Source organism: Paenibacillus sp. P13VS, from assembly GCF_015143645.1.
Lineage (GTDB): Bacteria > Bacillota > Bacilli > Paenibacillales > Paenibacillaceae > Paenibacillus > Paenibacillus xylanilyticus_A.
On sequence record NZ_WYEV01000007.1, the window covers coordinates 1 to 18759 of the forward strand.

Below are 18759 nucleotides of genomic sequence, written 5' to 3' on the forward strand. Positions count from 1 at the left end.
CTCACCCGTCCGCCGCTAAGCATCAAGGAAGCAAGCTTCCTATCAACTCCGCTCGACTTGCATGTATTAGGCATGCCGCCAGCGTTCGTCCTGAGCCAGGATCAAACTCTCCAATAAAGATGTTGCAGAGCAACATCGTCCTGCATGACATCCGGTCCAACTCGGCTGAGTGGATGAATGTCTTGCAGCCAGTATTGAAAAGAGCGATTAGCTCATTTTGAATCTGACGAGATTAAAAATCTCATTTTCGCTTCAAAATCATACAGTCAGATGACTTGTACCCATTTCTCAGCATCGATCTTACAAAGTAAGATCATTACTCACTCGTTGTTCAGTTTTCAAAGATCAAACTTCGTTTCCGACTCTATCAAGGCCGGAATTAGAATATATCACATTTTATTATATCTTGTAAAGTTATTTCTCGAAATATTTTTCGAGAGTTTTCCGTGCCTTTTGCGGCCGGAAGAATAATATATCATTTTGTTAGCTAACTAGCTAGTTGTAAATTATTCCAGGACTTTAAGCAAGTTGAACTGCAAAGAACTGCAATTTGCCAAAACCCCAATCTGCCTTTGGCTTCAGTCTCTAGCTTCATTAGGAAGGGAACCTTTCCATAATAAACATTAAACCAGGAATACGCTTCATTAGATCTCTCGCTTCTTGTTCTGTAATTCGCATTCCACATCCATCTTCATGTGCTTCCGTATACAAATGATCGCTTCCGTCTTCATTCAGAAAGCACAGATCCTCTGGCAAAGAGGGATACAGCCAATCGAGGAAACCATCGGCTTCTTCCTTCAGAATCTGTCCAGCGGCTGGCGTACATTCATATATGTAATAGATTCCTTCTGTGTAGAATGCTCTTGTCCTCATCATCATTTCTTCCGTGGTACAACGCTCAATCAGATATGGCTTTAATCTCTCGAAAACTCTAGCCACTTCCGCTGGAATGTCCCCTATGTCGTGTCGTCTGTCCACAAGGAAAAAGCGACCCGTCCTATCAATCAATTCGTCAATTAAATATCTATAGGCATCGCCGCTTGGAGCCGTATGAAAAGGTATTATTCTCATGTCAATCCCCCTACATGTTCAATATTTCTGATTATTTCTACAGTGTCATGCGATTGCATTGTGGCATAGGCTGATATCATCTATTCGATAACAGGAGGCTGATTACATGGCATACGGACCTGGTTCGATTTCATCTCCGTCCACTGCGGGGTATCCTTATCCATATTATCCACCAACACCGCCATCCCCTTATCCTTACCCTTATCCTTACCCTTATCCATACCCCTATCCATACCCGCCATATTACCCACTGCCTTTGCCCATTCCCTATGGCGGTCCTTGGTGGCATGGAGGGCATCCGGGAGGCGGATACCCAGGCGGACATCACGGACCATTCCCTGGAGGCGGCTATCCCGGTGGTTCACATGGCGGAGGTCCTGGTGGTCCTCCAGGTGGAGGTCCCGGAGGTTTTCACGGTCATCGCTTTTTCCAGCAGGGATAACATTTGGAATCTTGCAGGAGCTGCTACAGGCAGTTCCTGCTATTTATGATTTTACGACTTCACTAGTTACCTAGTACTCAATCTCATCCATAATCTCCAGATTACGATTAGAATCTTTCAGCAGGTTAGTGAATGTGTCTGTAATAAAATAAACAAAATCGGGATCATGTACATACATAATAATCTGGCCATAACTCCCCTGTTCTGCCGGGTCAAAGTCCAGCATCAAATACAGGGAACCACCAGCCATTGTCGCAAAGGGAATCCACGGTTTATGAAATAAATAAGGTTTGATCTCGGGGTCAAGTTTGCTGATCTCTTCTGCGGAATAATACTCACTCAGCTTCTCATCACGCTCACAGAAATATTGCTTGGTTTCCCTTATCTCATCAAGTGACATCATGTAAAACGGGGTGCATTCCTCTCTCTCGGCATCTCCGGGATACAGGATATGAAAGGCATAGCCGCTACCATCTTTCCATTTGTAGAACTCGCGAAAATCTTCGGGCAGCCGGACATGCATCTCGGTTTCAAAAGCAGCCAAACGATCCTCGGAAGCTCCTTTCTTCTCCTGATACTCATTGTATAGCTGCCTAATCTCTTCATCCTTCACTTTAACATCCAATACTTCATTCAAATGATTCATCAGTTCATGCATTCTTTCGTGAATATCCGATTTCACAACCTTCTCCCCTTCTCACCATTTTCTGCCTGTTCCCGCATATATTCCTTATATCCCCAGAACGCTTCTTCTTCACCGCCATCTTCAATCAGAATCATGACGGCGTAAGAGAGGAGGTCCAGCCATTCTTCCATTAAGGCAATTTGCTCATCCGAAATGAGTTGGTTCCTGCGCAGCATACCATCAGCCGATATCGCCCATGCACGCGCCAAATGCATAATGCTCCATAAGCAGGACATCACTTCCCGGTTTAGTGCGGGCTGCTTAAGTTGTGGTACCAACGTGCGGACAATTTCCATTAACTCGTGAAAGTTTTCTTCGATTAATTGCCCGCGGTAAGGGCGCAGGCTTCCCAGAAAGCCGCTTTCCATCTTGGGGTGCTCTAGATTGTCATGAACAAAGGCATGACATTTCAACAAAAGCACAGCTTCTTCAATTCTCAATGAGCGTTCCCCATTTCTTTTTGCATGTCATACATCCCCCACTTTACCATCGTAAAGGCTGCTTTCCACGCCATACCATAAAGCGCTCTACTTCACAGAGCGTTCCTGTTCCTATACTATAGTCATCCATCTGGTCAGCATGCAGATCAAGAATGTGCACCATGCCTCCAAACGTACCTACTGCAAGTCTGGATTGGTCAGGCGAAAGTGCCAGTGAATAGATGGTGCTGCCTACAAAATGTCTCCAAACTTCCTGACCCTTCTTATCTATACATTTGAGATAGCCGTAAGCATCACCAAGAACCATGCCTTCAGGTATTTCTACCGAAGTATAGACACGAGCAATCTCATCCATTATCGGCCAATCTTCTCTGGATTCATTGCCTTCCACTTCACTCAATTCCACCTGCATTGTAACTCCATTATAAAAATGACATGCATTAAACCATACCTTCCGGCTATCTCTGGTAAATAACGCATGATGCGGATAGCTGGACTCCGGATAGAGAGAATAAGTATGATTACGTTCAAGATCCAGAAGCATATGGTCACTGACCTGACTGCCAAACGCAATCCATCGCCCATCCTGTGATACCGCAGCATGACCCATGGAAATTTGTGTATCCTCCAATTCATGCTCCTCCACCTCTGCAGGATCGGGATGAATTGGAGATACCTTGCCATGTTTCACCAGATAAATTCCGTAAGTGGACAAAATGAGGAGGGCCTGACCTTCATCAAATGGAATAAGCCCTTCAAGTGTACGCTCCGGGTATTCACAGTCTGCAAGAGATTCAATTCGAGGCAGCGCCTGGTGAATAGCCGATTGAATCTCGTCCCAGCGGAACATGGCCACTTCTTTTCCTTCCAGATGACGATCTGGATGCGTTATCACCCGAATCCCCTCACTGCCTGCCAGAGCATACTGTGCAGCATCCGGGGACTGGCCCGCAAATTGATATTGCGGAAAAGAAAGTACTTGCTCGGAATCCGCAGTATACACACACCCTTGATCTGTATGAAAACCACTATTAAACACAACGGTACTGTTGTTCAGATATCCGGCTACACGCACGGCCTGCATGGATGACTGGAAGGTTTCATTGAAAGGCCAAGTCGCTGCTGGCAACTCCGTGCGCAGTCTTTGCAGATCGTTCTGCTCATTGGCCTTCTTCACCATGTCCCACACTTGCGCACTGATTCCGGCTCTTCCGTCGTCTGTCAGCTCGGATTCATCCGGCTTTTCTCCCGCCATACCTCTGCGCACAAAATCATTTACACTCTGGGCATAGCGTCTCCCTTCATTCCTCCACTGCTTCGCGATCTGTTCGTTTAACCAACTCATCCGTGAGTCCTCCACTCCGTGTCAATTCATGATTTTACAGTGATGTGCGAGCAAAAATTGTTCGATGTCGTAATCTGTTGTACCTCGGTTGCCGTCCGTTTCCTCATAGAAAAGAGCAACTTCTCTCCCATACGCGTAATTAAAACGCAGGTATCCACCGATTGAAGCCATAAACAGCTTACAGGTATATTCATTTTCCATCACGGCATCCCACTTGAACTGCGATTGGCATAACTTGGACAAGTGGTGGAGGGAGAGCTCTTCCCCGTTATCCTGCAAGTGGTAAAAGGTATGATTCCTCAGCTCATTCCACGGTTCATAATACCTTAGCGTGCTTGGAGCAGCTTGGCGGTAGTATCCAGCATAGATCTTATCCAGCATATCTCCAAATTCGGATTCGGTATGTTCCCACAACGTAATCTGTTCATCGTGGCGAGGGAGCCACAGCAGACCGTCAATCTCCGGATGAATGGCCAGAAAATCTCCATCCACAGAACTGCCAATACTAATGCACTCCTTCAACTGATCTTGACTGACAGGCGTATCTTCGGTATGCATCCAAAAATCATACTCTGCAAAAGGCTTCAATACCTCCTGATCGGGCCGCTGGATATTCATCCAACCCGAATAGGTTCCTTCTCCATATTGTTCAAGCCACTGACGATAGGATGCAGGCAATGATACAGAATACTGCTGCTCAAAATGTCCAAGCTCCTCCGCTGATACCGGTTTTAACCTATGACTTACCACGTACATGAACGACATCTCCTATCTTCCAATCCGATCTCTGTCCTATAATTCAAATGAACAATCAGGCAAGCTCCTCCTGAACAATTTCCGTAGTTACGCCTTTACGATTCACTATACGAATCGAGAATGCATCATATCCATCCCGTTTAACCTGCTCAAAATCCATATGTTCACCCGTAATCAATTCGTAGGTTCCGTCTTCATCCACATCTTCTCCGAACTCCTCATCCCAAGGAACGTTATAAAAGGCAGACAAGTGAACTTCAAACGTATCTTCTCCTTCTACGTCCAGATAAGGACGCAGCGCCCTCTTGCTCAGCTCTTCCTCCGGATAAGTTTCACACAGCATCGCATCATAACCATGTTTGGCTGCATCAATAAGCAGGTAACGCTCTCCGGTTACCGTGTGCTCGGCATATACAATTAACGGTGTCGAATCCTGCCAGGTTATCAGATCATCTTCCATCAAGTCACCATAATAAAAGATATGGAACTTGTCATGGCCATCACTCATTTGCAGCTTGCCTTTCCACTCCACTTCCTCGTTCTCCCCGTCCGTTACTTTCTTAACGATCCCTTCCAGATATGCAGGTCCATTATGCACGCCAAACAAATTCATGGTCTCGCCTCCGCTTTATTCATTCGTATCCATACAATTTTCTTTTCTTCATCTACGGTCAGGTTGACATCCACATGCAGCTTATCGTGAAATAGTGCCGTAATGTTCAGGTACGGGTCACGTGCCGGCTCACTTCCTCCGTTATGAGAGCGAGTCATCCCTTGATGAATAATGGATTGTACCAGACTCCCATCGCCCTTGCCCGTAGATTCATAAGTATAAATCTCCTGTCCTTCTTTGTTGTAAAAATGAAGGAAGGTGGTGTAATCCTTGGCGTTGGAATATTCCATTTCCGATTTCACATACGTGGTTTCAAGGCTATGGTAGTCCACCTTCCCTGCCAAATAGGGATTCTCGTTGTCGGGTGTAATGTCATACTCCTGATAAGCCAATTGAAAAAGGTAGTTAATATCGCTCATATCCACCCGGTAATACAGCTGGCGATGATCTCCGCTCTTATCCATGGCAGCGAAACTGTTGATCAGCGGCCATGCATCATACGGTTTTCCATCCACATCGATCGCGAGCGCATAGTCTGATAAAACTTTTTCTTTCTGGAACACACCAAACGTTTGTAAAATAAAAAAGGCCGGGATCATCAGTATCCCTAAAATAATAGCCAAAGTAAGCAGCTTGCCGCGCAATTTCATTCCTTTCCTCCTTCAAACATGTACAGCATCATCCTTAGCCCGTTTTGTGCTGAAGCTTGGTGAGTGTACGCACCATTTGATCCCTGTTTTTTGCTTCCTTCATATATACAGGTAGATAATGTGATGCTGTTTTTAACGGCACATTTCCACGTCGTACCCGCAGATCGGCGGAAACATACGAAATCAGATAATTTAAATGTGCCCTGTTAACAGCCCATACCAATTTTTCTCGAACGTGGTCCAGGAAATATAACTCCATCCCAAAAACGGGGTCTCTCCCGTCACGGGTGTCCATAATATATCTTCTGCAAACCGGCTTGCTATGCAGCTCGGCCTGATTGACTGCGCCGCAGTGCGGGCAATGGATGTGCGTTGATTTATGTGATACTTTTTTCTCATCTGTTACCTCAACATTGAACCATCGTTCACAGAGAGTACAATTACCCTTGGCATGATATTGATACACTTGTTTCTCCACCCCATGCGCATAACATGACGAGCACTTCCACGTGATTTCATCCTGACATTCTTCAATATACGCATGACCACCACAGGATTGACATGTGACATCCACACGCTCACCTCGGCGGAGTACCCAATAAAAATTATATTTATAGGCCCCTTCGTCCACAAATCGCTTCATTAATAAACCGACTCCTTTCTTCGAGGGAATTTTATTTGGCTTTCATCCGCATGGCAGTAAACAAAAATTTCAACCCTCAATATTTACCACCCGGCGCTACCTAAAATTATAAGTAACTCCATCGCGTAGTACAAGAAACGTGACTATTTACGGGAATTTTGAATCTTGAGGCGTTAGGGAGAGTCTGTTTCAGTCACAATTGTCCGCATCGGGCTGTGGTACACGAGACATGGTTTCGGCATGGTCTTGTATCGTTTGTGAATAATTTCACTTTAAAAAATAAAATATGGCCATCATCGCAGGCTGTTTTATTCTCTGCTGAGATAAAAGAGTATCCGCATCTCAAAATGTATGAGAGCGAATACTCTTTTATGGCATGCTGCTTTCTTACAGATCAAGCAGCAGGGATACAAGCAGCCCCATGGAAGCAATGAAGCCTACGACAGGACCACCTTCTTCAAAAGCTTCAGGCATCATGGTAGAACAGATCATGGCGATAATGCCGCCACCTGCAAATGCGCCAATGGCCGCAGCCATTTCATCCGGAAGCTGTTCCAGAAAAAGATATCCACCTAGGGCCGCAAGCGCAGAAATCAACAGTACACCAAGCCACATCACGATGATTCTAGATTTGGAATAGTGATTGCCCCGCAAACCCACGGTGCTTGACAACCCTTCAGGAATATTGCTTACAAATATGGAAACGATGAGCACCACACTCACACCCTTGCCGGTCAGTAAACTTGCTCCCAGCATAATGGATTCAGGAATGGCATCCATCACCGTACCTGCAAAAATGCCGAGCCCGCTCTGATTGCTGTCTCCAGTCTTCGAGTGTGCTGAACGTTTGCGCCCGCCACCACCCTTGCTGGAAATAAGCAGATCGAACAAGGTGTACACAACAGCACCCGCTGTAAATCCTATTGCTGTCGGTATAATCCCTCCGTCATTCAGGGCATCGCCAATCAGTTCAAATGAAGCTGCCCCAATCAAAGTTCCCGTACCGAAGGCCATAATCCAGCCAATCACCCGTTTAGGGATCTTGAGAAAAAGTGCAGCAAGAGCACCAATAACTACGGCTGAAGCGGAGATGCCTCCCCACATGAATGCAGCCCACATCCGGGTCATCCCCTCTCAAGTCTATATCACATCTATCCTTTCATTAACCTGGGTTGTAGCCCCACAAACATCAGGCAGACCACCCGTAAGATAGAGTAAGACTGATTTCACTAAGAACAGACTTCCTGTACAATGTGAAAAGAAAACAAATGCACATGGTACCTTAAATCATTCATAGGCGAACTGCATCATCTCAACTATCCAAGTGCTGCTATGAATAGCAGTAGATGCAGCCACTGGCCATGTATTATAGAAAGGATGAATCTTGATGAGCAGGGAAAACAAAGATACGGCGGCAGAGTTTCTTCAACAGTTCCCCATTTTCCAGGATCTAAGTCCTGAGGAATTGAAGCAGGTGGAGGATATCGCCATTTCCCGATCCATTCATAAAAAAGCGGTTATTTTTTCCGAAGGCACCGAAAAGGAAGCTGTATTTTTTATCCGAACGGGTATCGTAAAAGCGTTTAAAACAGATGAGAATGGGCATGAGCAGATCGTTTCCTTTTTGAAAACGGGAGATATGTTTCCGCATACCGGGTTCTTCAATGCCCATCCTTATCCTGCTACAGCAGAAGCCATCACGCCTGTGGAACTGATTGCGATCCCGGTCAGGCTGTTTGAACGCCTTATGCTAAATACACCAACCATTGCGATCAAAATCATGCGGGTGCTCGGTGATAAAATTCGCGAACTGCAGGATAAACTGCAGGTGCTATCCGGTCAGGACGTTCGTAATCGTGTGCTCTCCTTCCTGCTGATGTTAGCTGAGCAGCACGGTCAGCCTTCCGGTCACAAAATCATTATCAACTTGCCCATGACACATCAGGAATTCGCCAATTCCATTGGCACGACCAGGGAAACAGCCAATCGTTTGTTGAATCAGCTCACGAAGGAGAATCAGCTTGAAGTAGATCGAAAACAGATCATTATCCATGATCTTCAGGCCTTAAAGGATTTACGCGATACTTGAACAGTCTTTGATGGCAATAAACGATTAAACGACGAGACGCCCCCGCTTCTCTGCCAGACCAATGGTGGCCTCCACCCCCGAGTTGAATTCTAGAAAGTCCTGTTCCACACCATCGCTAAAAATGACCCCATCTTCAGGCATTTGCGATACGATGCGCAGGGGCTGTTTCGGATGAACCTGACCAAACACCAGGTTAACTGCTGTTGTCCGGCTCGGGAACGGTTCACGAACTGTAAAGTACAAATAGGGCGCATCCCACCCAAAGTTCTCTCCTTGATTCCCGCGGGTAACCGGACTAACAGCGTTAACATCATCATTGATGTGCATATGCTTCCAAGCTTCGGAGCCCACAATGCCGGCTGCTCCAGCCAGCACACTCTTGAACCAGCCTGTCGATCCGAGCCCTGTGGAAACTATAATACCGCTTGATGACTGCTGTTCTACCGAGGAGCCCAGACGGACCTCATACCTGGCTGAGACATGGGTCTTCCGTCCGATGAACAGATCGTTCACCCCGTACAGAAACTGTCCGTCGTTAAGTTCCACTTTTGCCAAGGTTACTTCTTTCAAGGAACGCTGCCTGCGCATGACATCCGGGATAATCATCTTCAGATCCTCTACCGTAAAAGGAAGAAGTACGCCATCCCATCGCATGGGATCGGGATTCACGCCGATGAGCGGCTGTTCCGTCACATATTTGAGCGTATTCGCCACCAGTCCATCCTGCCCTACAACCACAACGATGTCCTGTTCTCCGAATATAAAATTGGGCACATGTTCCCGGTCAATGGTCTGCACCCGGCCGAGCTGACCCAGCTGATGCTGGGCCTGCTGCACGGCATGTCGATAACGTCGATCCTCCTCAATATAATCACTGAAATCGGCACCAAGACGTTCAATGTAAAATTGAGCCTGCTGCACCGTGTTATAACGCACCACGAGTTCTTCCAATCTTGTTCTCCGTTTGACCAGAATCAGCTTGGCATCACCAAGATGGTTTTGGTCAGCATGCTGTGTACGTGAAGATTTATTGGAGTTCCCCAGTCTCATCGTGCATGGCCTCCCTTCTCTCTTCCAGGTGTCGACATTAAGCCCTGCAGCAGATCAGGCGAAATGTTGAGCTGACCAATTTTCCCTGCATTCTCTGCCAATTCCTGAAATGCCAGCGCAATCAGCTTATCCGAGTTCATTCCCATATTGGCCATTGCTTGAAGCACATTCGGTTCAACATCCTGCAAAGATCTCATAACGGCAGCAATTTCATAGGCTTTCGCATCCGCTTCAGCATTTTGGTTGGCAATGGTCAATTCAATGAGCTGCTGTCTCCGTTCCTCCATGGCCGTGTTGAATTGAAGCTGCTCCTGCTCCATTTCATTTTCTTTCTGTTTGACCGAACGCTCCGCCTGTAACTGTGTCTCCCTGATCTGCTGCTTTTTCGTTTCCACGGCTATTTCCGTATTGAGCTCGTTTTCCTTCACTCGTCTCTCCTGCTCAATGGAGGCATTGCGTCGCACATATAATGCTTCATCCGCTTGACGTAAAATTTCCTCCCGTGCCTGTGCCTCCAGCGCCCGCATCGTTTCCTTATTCGGCAGAATGGCCAGTATGGATAGACTCATCAGCTCAACGCCCAATTTCTCAAGCTCCTCACTTTGCACCACTTCGCGCTTCATGCTGCTTGCAAGCCGTTCACTGGATTGAATGGCCTCCTTCAATGGCATCTGCTCCAAGTGCTTCTTGGTTAATACTTTGGCCGTCGTAATCACACGTTGATCAAGCTTGCCAGGATCGTCCGAGATATATTTGTTTTTGCGTAAGTTGTACGTGTAATTTAAGCTTTGCGTTATTTCCAGGTAATCCACGATGCGGTAGCTCAATTGGCCCTGAACCGTCACCGTTTGATAATCCGCAGTAATTTCTTCGAACATAAACGGAACATCGACGGATGATACAGGCAGAACAACAACCGACGTTGTAGGCTCATAATAATAAAAGGACAGTCCTACACCTTCGCGCTGCACCTTGCCATTTTTAATTTTCATTACATATTCACTGGGTTGAAACTTCACGAATCGGAATCCAAACATCGTTCATTCCCCATTTCTTAATATTGTCATTATGATATTATCGAAATGATAACAAACAATATTGATATTGTCAATATGACATTAATGATTTCCTGAAAAAATAAAAGACCCGTCTCTCGGCCGCAGCCTTAAGACAAGTCTTTATTTTATTGCTTCACAATTTTAATATAGCAGTTCCATCATTCTGGCGACGACAACAGCACCTTGTGCACGGTTAGCCGTCTGTTTGGGAGCGAAGTTTCCATCGCCCATGCCCTTCAATAAACCTAACTGCTGCATAAATGACACGGCTTGCTTCGCATAATCTGCGATATCTTCGTTATCCCTGAAATCAGCACCAGTGGATACATCCAAATCGGATGTTGCATCCTGCTTCACCGCTTGCATGGCACGTTCCAGGATAACCGCCATTTCTTCACGGGTAACCCGTTCATGCACTCCAAACGATCCGTCAGGGCGCCCCTGAATAATGTTCAACTCCAAACCAAGTCGAATCGAATCCGTATACCATTGTCCTTCGGATACATCACTTAACAAGTATCCGGTTTGGTTCGGAACATGAGACTCACCAATTCCCTGCACAACCATATGCAAGAACTGGGCTCTGGTCAGTTCACCCAACGGATCGAAACGGTCACCAGACATCCCGGAGACAATTCCTTTAGCATACAAACTCTTTACTTCATTCACTGCCCAAGAATGTGCTTGTATATCCGTCAGAGGCACATTCACCTCTACAATAACGAATGAACCGGATTGAAGCGGCTTGAACGTCATGACCTGTGCAGAATCATCATATGCGGAATATAAGACTGTCTGCATCTGACCATCTGGCGATATGGATTGAACAACGGGAACTGTATTCGCTGTCGCCGGTGTAGCTATACCCAAAAATGCGATCTCAATCGCTCGATCGGTCCAAGGCAGCACTTCGCCATCCACGAATAGTTTGACGTCGATAACGGAGTGATTACCGATCACTGCTTTTTGCTGCTCGGATAGATTCGCAGTGGATCCCTTCGATATCACCACATCCAGTGTTTTGGCAGTCGATGCATGGATCTCCTGAAGTGATTTCATCGGTATGCGTACCGATGTCTGGCCCACTCTCAGATCCAGTGTCTGTAACGCCTGTGTCTGAAGCCATGCTCCGACAGGCAATTGGAATGTGACTGCTTGGTATGGCTCAGCAATGTCTGTAACCAAACGCAGCTGATGGTTCCCAGCTTCCAGCCCTTTAACCAACTGAACCAGCTGCTGTTCGTTCAGCGAAACAGAATACTGATCATTCCCGGTCAAAACTCCTTTGATTAGGATAGAACCCTTTTCGGTCTGATATTCCATTTCAGATCCAGGTACTGTAACCGCTGGACTTCCTGGTGAGGATGGTTGTGACGGTTGGACTGGTTGCGACGGTCCAGGGGTTGACTCCTGCCGGACCAACTGACGAATGGCTTCTTTTAATGCGCTGTCAGCATCACTGATATTCTGAACTGAAGCTTCGATATCGTCCATCCATTCCTTGGCTGTTTTTAGCGCCTCCGCCAACCTGCTCCAACTCGCAGCCGTGTATTGATTTTGCTGAAGCTTGGACGCTGAGTCCACGGTCATCTGAAGAGCAGTTTTGTCTGCAGGGAATGTTCCATATGCCTCAAAATCCATGAATCCTACCCATGTCGAACCAGCTGTGATGGTAACCCGAATGTAACGTGCCTGAGTGTTTTCCGGCAATATGTGCCTTGGACTGGTGGATACAACGACATCACTTGTGGTATCCACCACCGTGACATAATTTTCATTGTCTTCAGAGACTTCGATTCTGTATTTGATGCCTCCACTCCACATGGACATTTCTAACTTACGAATATTGGCAATGGTGCCCAGGTCCACCTGCCACCAGCTGCCTACACTTTGATCCGTTCCCCATGATGTATTCGGGTTGCTGTCAATCGCACCGTCAGGTGAATTGCTCTGTCCGCCGCCCGTTCCTGCACTCGTGGAGGCTGTTGCTGTCTTCCCTGTTGTTAAGGCTTCGAGTTGAACAAGGTCACGACCGGCTTGCTGAAGCTGTTCCAGTGCTTGATTGACTTCAGACTGGATGGCATCAGGTTTGTCTCTAACCACAATGGCTGCCTGCAGCGCCGTCTGCAAAAGGCTCCAGCTTCGGTAAGTATACGATGATTCACTCTGCTGCTGAGTCTCTTCGATGAGCTGTATAAGCAGAGTTTTGTCTACATCGGACAATCCCTGAATGGCTTTCTCCAAATGAATCACTGCCTGATTAACTTCGGTCTGGGTCGCTCTAGGATCAGCAAGTACTAGTTTAGCCTTGGCGAGTGCTTTGCTAAAAACGGCCCATGTTGCCATTGACCAATCTGCTTCATGGTATGATTCAGCTTCTGCAATTTTGTCTTCAAGCGCCTTCCGATCAGCCGGAACAACTTCAAGTTGCTGCATAACGGCTTCGAGTGCTGCTGCAGCTTCATCAGTCTCCTGTTGTGTCAGAACCTCTGAGGTATAGGCTTTGTGATATGTGTCCTTCGCTGTCTGAATGGCTGGTGCCAGGGTTATCCAGCTAGACGGCGTATAATCAGAAGCCACCATTTCACTTCCGCGTTTAATGGCTGCCCATAATTGCTGGCGGTCTACAGGCAGGGTATCCATCCCTCGTTTGTACACATTCAGTGATTCCAAGGCACGACCTTCGAACGAGTACCCTCCATTGGCAGGGTATTCATCATAGTCAAACATGGCATGGTTCTCCCACGCATCTCCCTCTGAAGCAATCCAACCCACATTGGCGGCAATCCATGCCGGCTCCCAGTAGAAAAATCCCGCTCCGCGGCCATCTGGAACTTCTGCAATCATATCCATAATGCCGGCGATGGCATCATGCTGACCTTGCAACGTAGCCGGGAAAGTCGCACCTCCCACATTCAGTGCCTCTGGACTGCCAATGATGTTGCCGTGGGCATCTCCATTTTTGTAGGAAAACGGATATGAGGTCTCGGCAATGATTACATCTTTTTTATATTTGTCGGAGACTGTATTCATTGTCTTCCGTACGTCTGCGAAGGTTCCATGCCAGAACGGATAGTAGGATAACCCAATGATGTCATAATCCAGTCCGCGCTCCTCCACTTCTCCAAAGTACCAATCAAACAGCTCCGGTTTGCCGCCTTCAGCCAGATGAATCATGATCTGAACCTGATCTCCACCATCAACAGCGCGCACCCCATCTACACCGCTCTTCAGCAAGGCAACATTCTCATCAAAATTCACATTGCTGTTCAGGCCATTCAGAACACCGCTGTTAATTTCGTTCCCGATCTGAACCATGTCCGGCATGGCACCGGATGATTTCATCTCACCTACGACTTCAGAAGTATAATTGAATACCGCCTGTTTCAGTTCTTCAAAGGATAAGCCCTCCCATGCCTTCGGCCGAAGCTGCTGACCTGGATGAGCCCACTCATCGGAATAATGGAAATCCAGCAGGATCTTCATTCCCTTTTCCTTGACACGTTTAGCTAGTCGAATTACATCATCTTTATCATTGTATCCACCTGACTTCTGTGGATCATTCCACAGTCGGAGACGAACATAGTTCACGCCGCGGTCCTTAAGGATGTCGAGCAAATCCCTTTCCGTCCCATTACTGTCCAGATATTTACCGCCATTGTCTTCAATTGCCGTTAAGGTTGAAATGTCTACCCCACGTACAAAATCATTCCGGTATCCCCCAACCTGAATATTAGCTACCGGTTGAGTAGGCGCTCCATATACATCCCCGGTAACCGTGAAGCTTCCAGCGGAAGAATATTGAATCGGATCTATCGCGTTCCATGACACGGGAACATCTGCCGTCTTTCCATTTGCATAATGAGCCTGCACTTCAGCAGGCATTACGGGTGCAATACCTTTTAGGGTGGAAACAGTAATTGGAGAATACGATGTAATAAGTTCTGGCGTAAGCCCCTCTTCTTGCCCCCAGACTTTCAATTCGGCAATGCCTGGCCACCAATCTGTTCCAGCATAATATGGAATCGTAACCTTCACATACCTCACGTCGTTAGCCTGAAAACTCACCTTCGCGATGTCTTCTGCTGTTTCGTTCGTTCGGTGATCCGTAGCCGTTGTCCATAGAGCGCCATCTGCTGACACTTCAATATGGTACTGTACCACCTGGCCTTTATCTTTCCATGTCACTTCAGCTCCCGATACCTGGTACGTTCCTCCCAGATCGACCATTAACCAATGAGGCTGCTCCGCTTCATTCCTGCTGTCTGCACTCCATTTGGTGTCGGCGCTGCCGTCCACGGCATTTTCCTTGTTGCCATTGTACTGCAGATCCTCTGCACTCACGGTAACCTGTTTATTCAATGCAACGTTTACCCCTGCTGCCCCAGCCGGACGTACCCAGAAGCCCAACTCACAGAACAGCATGAGTAAGACGAGGCAGCCGCTTATGTATTTCTTGTTCACTCTTGATCTCCCCCTTTTCGATTGACTGAACATGATTGAATCAATGATGAAATCTATACTATTGTAAGCGCTTTAGATCAAGCGGGAACACGGCATTTTCCAAAGGAAACAGCAGTTATTTCAAACAGTTTAATATCATTTGCTGCTAGCCGAACCATTCGAACCATTGAGTCTCTCTGCTTCTCCTGTGTTAGAACAACGCCGTAACGCAAAAAAACCTGCCCCTTTGCCTACGGCATCTGGGACAGGTTTACTATTTGTATTATTCCTTCCGATGGGACCGGATCAATAGTAATTCTATTTTGAAATCAGGATCCGTGTCTCGTTCATTTCATGAACAAATCAATTATTTGTCAAGCTTCAGTTCCAGTTGGACCTGAATATCATTCTCTGTGGATAACACAACAGAGTGAGGGTTCTCCATACCGAAGTCTTCGAAAGTTACTGTCGTCGTGGCAGACAGCAGTACCTGACCATTTTCATAGGCAGCCTTTGCATCAAAAGTAACCTCTTTTTCGACGCCTTTCACTGTAAGGGTACCGTTCATTTTAAAATCCACGGTTTGTCCTGCAGTCCATTCCGCTGGCATGCCTTCAAAAGAAGTGGCCGTAAAAGTCGCTTGCGGATGTGTGCTAACATCGAAGAAATCAGCTTCTTTCACGTGACCATCGCGCTGACCGTTACCCGAATCAATTCCGCTCATCTCAATCTGACCTTCCGCTTTCATCTGGGAAGCATCGTCTACATTAATCGCCCAGGTTCCGCTTACCTGCTCGTCCACAAAATTGACGGTCTCCTGTGATGTCGTTACCGAGAAATACACCTTCGAGCCTTCGCTGATGGTCCAATCCCCGTTTAATTGCTCCGCGCCCGCTGCTTCATTAGCAACCGTGGTACCTGTGCCTGCTTCCGTTGTGGATGCTGCGGTGCTTGCTGGTAGTACCTGCTCAATATCTACGTTGTTTCCCATATAACTGTTAGCGAAATAGTAACCTCCGCCCCCAAGAATTGCGATTGCTGCGACGCCGGATATCACCCATGTTTTTGTCTTTTTGTTCATCTCTATCTCCTCCAATTGGTCATTGTATATGTTGGTTGTTGCAAGAATCTTATCAACCCAATGTGTCAGGATGACGTCAAAATGGATGAAAGCTTCATTCTTTTTCTGAAAATATTTGCCTAATTGGCTTTAAGCTCCGGCTCATGTAAAATCAGTACACAAGCTTATGTCGTGAAAGGAGACACCTTCTTGAAATCCATACTTATCGTTGAGGATGAGCAAGCAATTGCGCGTGTGCTGGCTGCTTATCTGAGAAAGGCGGGTTTTGAGGTCCGTCACGCCGCAGATGGACCCACTGCTCTCACTTTGTTTAATTCTGACGTACCCGCCCTCGTTCTGCTCGATGTCATGCTGCCAGGGATGGATGGTTGGGATCTGCTGCGGGTGATTCGTGAAAAAAGCCCTTGCCCAGTCATTATGCTAACGGCACTGGACGACATTCAGGACCGTCTCAACGGGCTGAATGCCGGTGCCGACGATTATATGAGCAAACCCTTTGTGCCGGAGGAAGTGGTTGCAAGAGTTAACGCCGTACTTCGCCGCAATCCACATTGGACAGCAGAAGGGGAAGGTAAACGTTATTTTGGCAATCTGGTCATTGATCTGGCAGCCAAACAGGTACTGCTGAATGGTGCAGAAGTGGCATTAACGCCTCGCGACCTGTCGCTGCTGATGTTCCTATCTGAATATCCGAATCGAACATTCACCCGGGAGCATCTCATTGAGCAGGTATGGGGCATGGACTATGACGGAAGTGACCGGGCTGTGGATCTTTCCATTAAGCGGTTGCGTCAGGCCCTCTCCCACTGGCTGCCAGAAACAGGAGAGATCCGGACTTTAAGGGGAATGGGGTATCAATTTTGGATCGCAAACTGAGCCGTAAAACTCCTAAACGAAAAACATCCATTCTCTCCTATTGGACGCTTCAATATTTTCTGATCCTCTGTATCGGCTTCATCATTATTGTGGCAGGGGCACTCTACTGGATCAGAACCACTTCCCTGGAGAAAGGTCTCAAAACCGCTGAGCTTCTGGGGCTTGAAATTGCGGAGAAGGTTTCAGGGACTGAAAACAAACTGCACATCCCTCCTGATCTGGATCGATTGGTGGACAAGCGTACCCAGCTTTTTAATACCGATAATCATTTTTGCATCATGATTCTCGACAACAACAATCAATTAATCTATTCGAACCCGAAAATGACCCAGCAGGAAGTCTATACTAGACTGTCGGATGATCTGTCCGAGCCGCGAAACCACAAATTTGCGGGTGTGACGGTCAATGTAGTGGATGCCGACCAGACGCTGGGTAAAGTATGGGTACTGCAGTCCAAAAAAGCCATAACTTACAGTCCAGACACTCTGCTCATCGTAGGTCTGCTGTTTGCTGCTCTCATTCTGTGTGGCTGGTTTACGATCTACCTTCTGTCCCGCAAGCTGTCCAAACCCATTCGCCAGGTTGCACATGCTGCAGAGCAGATTCGAACCGGTAATTATGATGTAAACCTGAATCTTGACACCAGGGAGCAGGAAATGAATGAACTCGTCCATTCTTTTCGCGAAATGTCCCTGCGATTACAGCAGCTGGAGGAATGGCGTAATCTCTCACTGGCAGGCGTTACCCATGAGCTGAAAACCCCGGTTACCTCCATCAAAGGACTGGTTATGGCCGTTCGAGATGATATCGTTAGCCCTCAGGAAGGCAAGGAATTTCTCGATATCGCATTAAAAGAATCGGAACGTATGGAACGCATGGTGGCTGATCTTCTGGACTATAATGCCATGAGTGCAGGCAGTGTTGCCGTACGCCATGAGCGCGTTGATCTGAGTCTGCTGGTTGGGGAGATTATTTACCAGTGGAAAATCGCTTACGAGGATCAATCACCGGAAGTGGCAATGCATGTACCTGCGGGGGCACTGTATACGATCGGTGATGCATTGCGGATTCAGCAAATTATCGTCAATCTGCTGAATAATGGTTTGCAGGCCACAGCTTCGGGGCAAACCGCGTTGTTTGACTTTCGCTTGCGAGCTGAAGAACACGATCTCTACGTAGACGTACAGGACAACGGAACAGGCATTGCCGAGGAAGATCAATCCAAAATATTTGAACGTTTCTACCGTGGCGAGCTCAAGAAGCGTCGGTCTCGTGGATTGGGACTTGGGCTCACTTACAGCCGCCTTCTCGCTCAAGCACAAGGTGGAGATCTGACCCTCACCTCAAGCAGCCCAAAAGGAAGTCTATTTACGCTGAAATTGCCACGCTGGAAGACACCTGATGCAACAACTCCGGAAAAAGCGTACCGTTCACCAGTAAATGCTTAGATCATCTTAAACAGCAGAACAGCCCGGCCAGGTTTCCTGAATGGATTCCTGGCAGGGCTGTTTCGTTAT

17 protein-coding genes and 1 rRNA gene are annotated in these 18759 nt (G+C 47.1%); 4 read left to right on the top strand and 14 right to left on the bottom strand.

Translation table 11 applies throughout. The features are described 5' to 3' along the window. Both GUA98_RS18135 and GUA98_RS18140 read right to left on the bottom strand, forming a co-directional pair. Window positions 1-117 (bottom strand): 16S ribosomal RNA (locus GUA98_RS18135); the annotation flags it as partial. Window positions 118-594: 477 nt separating this feature from the next. Continuing rightward, a complete protein-coding gene (locus GUA98_RS18140; protein WP_153979110.1) occupies window positions 595-1071 on the bottom strand; it encodes a hypothetical protein in 477 nt (158 codons plus the stop codon). A gap of 106 nt (window positions 1072-1177) precedes the next feature. On the opposite strand from GUA98_RS18140, the gene GUA98_RS18145 reads away from it, so the two are divergent. After that, window positions 1178-1513, top strand: a complete 336-nt coding sequence (locus GUA98_RS18145; protein ID WP_193724025.1) for a hypothetical protein — start codon at window positions 1178-1180, stop codon at window positions 1511-1513. Window positions 1514-1583: 70 nt separating this feature from the next. Here the strand turns inward: GUA98_RS18145 and GUA98_RS18150 are convergent, their stop codons facing one another. The 8 genes from GUA98_RS18150 to GUA98_RS18185 all read right to left on the bottom strand — a co-directional run bounded on the left by GUA98_RS18150 (window position 1584) and on the right by GUA98_RS18185 (window position 7764). Beyond that, window positions 1584-2195, bottom strand: coding sequence for an SMI1/KNR4 family protein (locus GUA98_RS18150; protein WP_321573897.1), 612 nt, complete (start codon window positions 2193-2195; stop codon window positions 1584-1586). Further along, window positions 2192-2638 carry a hypothetical protein gene (locus GUA98_RS18155; RefSeq protein ID WP_153979112.1) on the bottom strand — a complete coding sequence of 149 codons (447 nt, stop codon included), beginning with the start codon at window positions 2636-2638 and terminating at the stop codon, window positions 2192-2194. The genes GUA98_RS18150 and GUA98_RS18155 overlap by 4 nt, the downstream gene beginning before the upstream one ends. Window positions 2639-2681: 43 nt before the next feature. After that, a complete protein-coding gene (locus tag GUA98_RS18160; protein ID WP_193724026.1) occupies window positions 2682-3983 on the bottom strand; it encodes a hypothetical protein in 1302 nt (433 codons plus the stop codon). A gap of 21 nt (window positions 3984-4004) precedes the next feature. After that, window positions 4005-4739 carry an SMI1/KNR4 family protein gene (locus tag GUA98_RS18165; protein ID WP_193724027.1) on the bottom strand — a complete coding sequence of 245 codons (735 nt, stop codon included), beginning with the start codon at window positions 4737-4739 and terminating at the stop codon, window positions 4005-4007. A 55-nt stretch (window positions 4740-4794) separates the two neighbouring features. Continuing rightward, the gene (locus GUA98_RS18170) at window positions 4795-5352 is read right to left on the bottom strand and encodes a hypothetical protein (RefSeq protein ID WP_193724028.1); all 558 of its coding nucleotides are present in this window, start codon (window positions 5350-5352) and stop codon (window positions 4795-4797) included. Next, window positions 5349-6002 carry a hypothetical protein gene (locus tag GUA98_RS18175; protein ID WP_193724029.1) on the bottom strand — a complete coding sequence of 218 codons (654 nt, stop codon included), beginning with the start codon at window positions 6000-6002 and terminating at the stop codon, window positions 5349-5351. Before GUA98_RS18175 ends, GUA98_RS18170 begins: the two co-directional genes overlap by 4 nt. A gap of 34 nt (window positions 6003-6036) precedes the next feature. Next, on the bottom strand, window positions 6037-6645 hold the full coding sequence (locus tag GUA98_RS18180) for a hypothetical protein (protein WP_193724030.1): 609 nt from the start codon (window positions 6643-6645) through the stop codon (window positions 6037-6039). Window positions 6646-7032: 387 nt separating this feature from the next. Next, window positions 7033-7764, bottom strand: a complete 732-nt coding sequence (locus GUA98_RS18185; RefSeq protein WP_193724031.1) for a ZIP family metal transporter — start codon at window positions 7762-7764, stop codon at window positions 7033-7035. 268 nt (window positions 7765-8032) lie between these two features. On the opposite strand from GUA98_RS18185, the gene GUA98_RS18190 reads away from it, so the two are divergent. Beyond that, window positions 8033-8734: a Crp/Fnr family transcriptional regulator gene (locus tag GUA98_RS18190; protein ID WP_193724032.1), complete on the top strand. Its 702-nt coding sequence runs from the start codon at window positions 8033-8035 to the stop codon at window positions 8732-8734. 24 nt (window positions 8735-8758) lie between these two features. Here GUA98_RS18190 and GUA98_RS18195 read toward each other — a convergent pair whose 3' ends face one another. The 4 genes from GUA98_RS18195 to GUA98_RS18210 form a co-directional block, all read right to left on the bottom strand. Further along, window positions 8759-9784: a sugar kinase gene (locus GUA98_RS18195; RefSeq protein WP_227779806.1), complete on the bottom strand. Its 1026-nt coding sequence runs from the start codon at window positions 9782-9784 to the stop codon at window positions 8759-8761. Then, window positions 9781-10821 carry an SPFH domain-containing protein gene (locus GUA98_RS18200; protein WP_193724033.1) on the bottom strand — a complete coding sequence of 347 codons (1041 nt, stop codon included), beginning with the start codon at window positions 10819-10821 and terminating at the stop codon, window positions 9781-9783. Before GUA98_RS18200 ends, GUA98_RS18195 begins: the two co-directional genes overlap by 4 nt. 162 nt (window positions 10822-10983) lie before the next feature. After that, window positions 10984-15306 carry a glycosyl hydrolase 53 family protein gene (locus tag GUA98_RS18205; RefSeq protein ID WP_193724034.1) on the bottom strand — a complete coding sequence of 1441 codons (4323 nt, stop codon included), beginning with the start codon at window positions 15304-15306 and terminating at the stop codon, window positions 10984-10986. A gap of 346 nt (window positions 15307-15652) precedes the next feature. Next, entirely contained in the window at window positions 15653-16366 is a 714-nt protein-coding gene (locus GUA98_RS18210) for a YceI family protein (RefSeq protein ID WP_193724035.1), read from the bottom strand. Window positions 16367-16555: 189 nt separating this feature from the next. On the opposite strand from GUA98_RS18210, the gene GUA98_RS18215 reads away from it, so the two are divergent. Then, a complete protein-coding gene (locus GUA98_RS18215; protein WP_193724036.1) occupies window positions 16556-17242 on the top strand; it encodes a response regulator transcription factor in 687 nt (228 codons plus the stop codon). Beyond that, complete coding sequence (locus GUA98_RS18220) at window positions 17227-18690, top strand: sensor histidine kinase (RefSeq protein ID WP_193724037.1); 1464 nt, start codon at window positions 17227-17229, stop codon at window positions 18688-18690. Before GUA98_RS18215 ends, GUA98_RS18220 begins: the two co-directional genes overlap by 16 nt. The last annotated feature ends 69 nt before the right edge of the window (window positions 18691-18759 follow it).

Excerpts from the sequence above, each read along its gene's own strand:
- GUA98_RS18140 (WP_153979110.1), bottom strand. The coding sequence starts at position 1,071 with ATGAGAATAATACCTTTTCATACGGCTCCAAGCGGCGATGCCTATAGA.
- GUA98_RS18145 (WP_193724025.1), top strand. The coding sequence starts at position 1,178 with ATGGCATACGGACCTGGTTCGATTTCATCTCCGTCCACTGCGGGGTAT.
- GUA98_RS18160 (WP_193724026.1), bottom strand. The coding sequence starts at position 3,983 with ATGAGTTGGTTAAACGAACAGATCGCGAAGCAGTGGAGGAATGAAGGG.
- GUA98_RS18165 (WP_193724027.1), bottom strand. The coding sequence starts at position 4,739 with ATGTACGTGGTAAGTCATAGGTTAAAACCGGTATCAGCGGAGGAGCTT.
- GUA98_RS18170 (WP_193724028.1), bottom strand. The coding sequence starts at position 5,352 with ATGAATTTGTTTGGCGTGCATAATGGACCTGCATATCTGGAAGGGATC.
- GUA98_RS18175 (WP_193724029.1), bottom strand. The coding sequence starts at position 6,002 with ATGAAATTGCGCGGCAAGCTGCTTACTTTGGCTATTATTTTAGGGATA.
- GUA98_RS18180 (WP_193724030.1), bottom strand. The coding sequence starts at position 6,645 with ATGAAGCGATTTGTGGACGAAGGGGCCTATAAATATAATTTTTATTGG.
- GUA98_RS18185 (WP_193724031.1), bottom strand. The coding sequence starts at position 7,764 with ATGTGGGCTGCATTCATGTGGGGAGGCATCTCCGCTTCAGCCGTAGTT.
- GUA98_RS18190 (WP_193724032.1), top strand. The coding sequence starts at position 8,033 with ATGAGCAGGGAAAACAAAGATACGGCGGCAGAGTTTCTTCAACAGTTC.
- GUA98_RS18195 (WP_227779806.1), bottom strand. The coding sequence starts at position 9,784 with ATGAGACTGGGGAACTCCAATAAATCTTCACGTACACAGCATGCTGAC.
- GUA98_RS18200 (WP_193724033.1), bottom strand. The coding sequence starts at position 10,821 with ATGTTTGGATTCCGATTCGTGAAGTTTCAACCCAGTGAATATGTAATG.
- GUA98_RS18210 (WP_193724035.1), bottom strand. The coding sequence starts at position 16,366 with ATGAACAAAAAGACAAAAACATGGGTGATATCCGGCGTCGCAGCAATC.